The sequence below is a fragment of the Streptomyces sp. RP5T genome (genome assembly GCF_003933965.1).
In the GTDB taxonomy this organism is placed as follows: domain Bacteria; phylum Actinomycetota; class Actinomycetes; order Streptomycetales; family Streptomycetaceae; genus Streptomyces.
Genome location: NZ_RSAJ01000893.1, coordinates 1 through 2447, shown reverse-complemented (window position 1 = coordinate 2447; position 2447 = coordinate 1). Strand labels below are relative to the sequence as shown.

Here is a 2447-nt window from a genome sequence, read left to right as displayed (position 1 = left end):
GTGCGGTGCCTGGGGGTGAGTCGCGATGCAGGGGCCCGGAACTTACGGCGACCGCTTCGGCCATGCGCGAAGCCGTGTAGGGCTGGGGAGCCGAAGCGGTGCGATGTCCGGGGCATCAGGCAGCGCAGGCCCCCGCAGCGCGAGACGGCGCGCTGTCCCTGTGTGAAGCAGTGCAGGCGCCCCGAACCCCGAGCGGTGCAGTGTCCGGGCGCGAGACGGAAGCGGCGCCCTGCGCCGGAGAGGGGGCGTGGCGGTGCAGGTGCCCCGCGCCCCGGAGAAGCCGCACTCACCGCGCCGGCGATACGGGCACCGGGATCCGGGCCGTCAGCTGTCGAGGGTTCCCGTGGCCAGCAGGCCGAAGAGCAGCAGGCCCACGACGATCCGGTAGATCACGAAGGCGTTGAAGGAGTGCTTGGCCACGAACTTCAGCAGCCAGGCGATGGAGGCGTACGCCACGACGAAGGAGACGGCCGTGCCGACGGCGAGGGGGGCCGCGCCCACGCCTGCCCCCAGGGCGTCCTTGAGCTCGTAGATGCCGGCGCCGGTGAGGGCGGGGATGCCGAGGAAGAAGGAGAGGCGGGTGGCGGCGACCCGGTCGAGGTCCAGCATCAGGGCCGTGGACATGGTGGCGCCGGAGCGGGAGAAGCCGGGGAAGAGCAGGGCGAGGATCTGTGAGCTGCCGACCAGCATCGCGTCCTTGAACGAGGTGTCGTCCTCACCCCGCTTGTGCCGGCCCATCTGGTCCGCCGCCCACATCACACCACTGCCGGCGATCAGGGAGCCCGCGACCACCCACAGCGAGGCGAGCGGCCCCTCGATCAGCGGCTTGGCGGCGAGACCGACGACGACGATCGGGACGGTCGCGGCGATCACCCACCAGGCGAACTTGTAGTCGTGGTGGTAGCGCTCCTCCTTGTTGACGAGCCCCCTCCCCCACGCGGACACGATCCGCACGATGTCCTTGAAGAAGTACACGAGCACGGCGGCGATCGCGCCGACCTGGATGACGGCCGAGAACCCGACGACGGCGTCGTCGTCGACGGGGATGTTCATCAGCCCCTCGACGATCTTCAGGTGCCCGGTGGAGGAGACGGGCAGGAACTCGGTCACTCCCTCGACGGCTCCGAGGACGACGGCCTGACCGACGCTGATGACGCTCATGGGATCCAGTTCTTCTCAGGGGAAGGCAGGGTTGGAGGCCACAGTCTTACTACACGCGGTCAAGCGTCGGGACTCACGCCCACACGGCCTGCGCCAGCACCACTCCCGCGAAGGCCGCCCCGAGACCGGCCACCACACTCACGGCCACGTTGACCGCGGCGTAGAAGCGGGCTCCGGTCTCGGTGAGCCGGAGGGTCTCGTAGGAGAAGGTCGAGTACGTCGTCAGGGCCCCGCACAGGCCGGTGCCCAGGAGGAGCTGGAGGTGGGATCCGGCAGCTCCCGCGGCCGCGGCGCCGGTGAGCAGGCCGAGGATCAGACAGCCCGTGACGTTGACGGCGAGGGTGCCCCAGGGGAAGACCGAGTCGTGCCGGGACTGCACCGCGCGGTCGGTGAGATAGCGCAGCGGGGCGCCGACCACGGCCCCCGCGACGACCAGCAGCCAGTTCACAACTACTTCTTACCCTTCGTGCCCGCTATGTCCTGGTTCCCGTCGCGGCCGACGTACCGGATGACCTCGCAGTCGTCGAGCGTCACCAGCCCTTCGGCGACGAGTTCGTCGAGCTGCGGCAGGAACTCCCGTACGCGCGACTCGGTGTCGACGATGACGACGGCCACCGGCAGGTCCTCGCTGAGGGACAGCAGCCGGGAGGTGTGGATCAGGGAGGACGCGCCGAAGCCCTCGACGCCACGGAAGACACTGGCCCCGGCGAGACCGGCGGCGTGGGCGCGGTGCACGATCTCGGCGTAGAGGGGCTTGTGGTGCCAGGTGTCGTTCTCGCCGATGTAGACGGTCAGGCGCAGGGCGCTGCCGGTCAGCCTCGTCATGACTGCCTCCGCTTCAGGACGCGGCGGGCCGCCGTGGACGCGAGCCACACCGCGGTCAGGGCCGCGAGCAGGGTCGCGGCGAGATAGGCCAGGCCCGTGCCGGGCCGGCCGTGGTCGACGAGTTTCCGGATGTCGACGGCGTAGGTGGAGAAGGTGGTGAAGCCGCCGAGGACGCCGGTGCCGAAGAAGGGGCGGACCAGGCGGTGGGCGGCCCACACGTCGGTGATGACGACCATGAAGACCCCGATGACCGCACAGCCGACGACATTGGTCCAGAAGGTCGCCCAGGGGAATCCGCCGGGCGGGGTCGGCCAGTGGAGGGCGAGCGCGTACCGGGCGGTGGCGCCCAGCGCGCCGCCGAGCGCGACCACCGCGACCACGGGCGCCTGGCCGCGCCACAGGGGCGGGTGTGCGGGTCCGGCGGGGGCCCGCACGCTCTGGGGGGCTGTCATGGTCGTGTC

Annotated in this window: 4 protein-coding genes; all 4 read right to left on the bottom strand. The window is 70.9% G+C overall.

The features are described from left to right. Nucleotides 1–324: 324 nt before the first annotated feature. Nucleotides 325–1161 (bottom strand): undecaprenyl-diphosphate phosphatase, encoded by an 837-nt coding sequence (locus tag EHS43_RS42580; protein WP_125195821.1) that lies wholly within the window; start codon nt 1159–1161, stop codon nt 325–327. 73 nt (nt 1162–1234) lie between these two features. Further along, a complete protein-coding gene (gene crcB, locus EHS43_RS42575; protein ID WP_125195820.1) occupies nt 1235–1609 on the bottom strand; it encodes a fluoride efflux transporter CrcB in 375 nt (124 codons plus the stop codon). A 2-nt stretch (nt 1610–1611) separates the two neighbouring features. Continuing rightward, complete coding sequence (locus EHS43_RS42570) at nt 1612–1986, bottom strand: DUF190 domain-containing protein (RefSeq protein ID WP_125195819.1); 375 nt, start codon at nt 1984–1986, stop codon at nt 1612–1614. After that, on the bottom strand, nt 1983–2438 hold the full coding sequence (gene crcB, locus EHS43_RS42565) for a fluoride efflux transporter CrcB (RefSeq protein WP_125195818.1): 456 nt from the start codon (nt 2436–2438) through the stop codon (nt 1983–1985). Before crcB (EHS43_RS42565) ends, EHS43_RS42570 begins: the two co-directional genes overlap by 4 nt. Nucleotides 2439–2447: the final 9 nt, after the last annotated feature.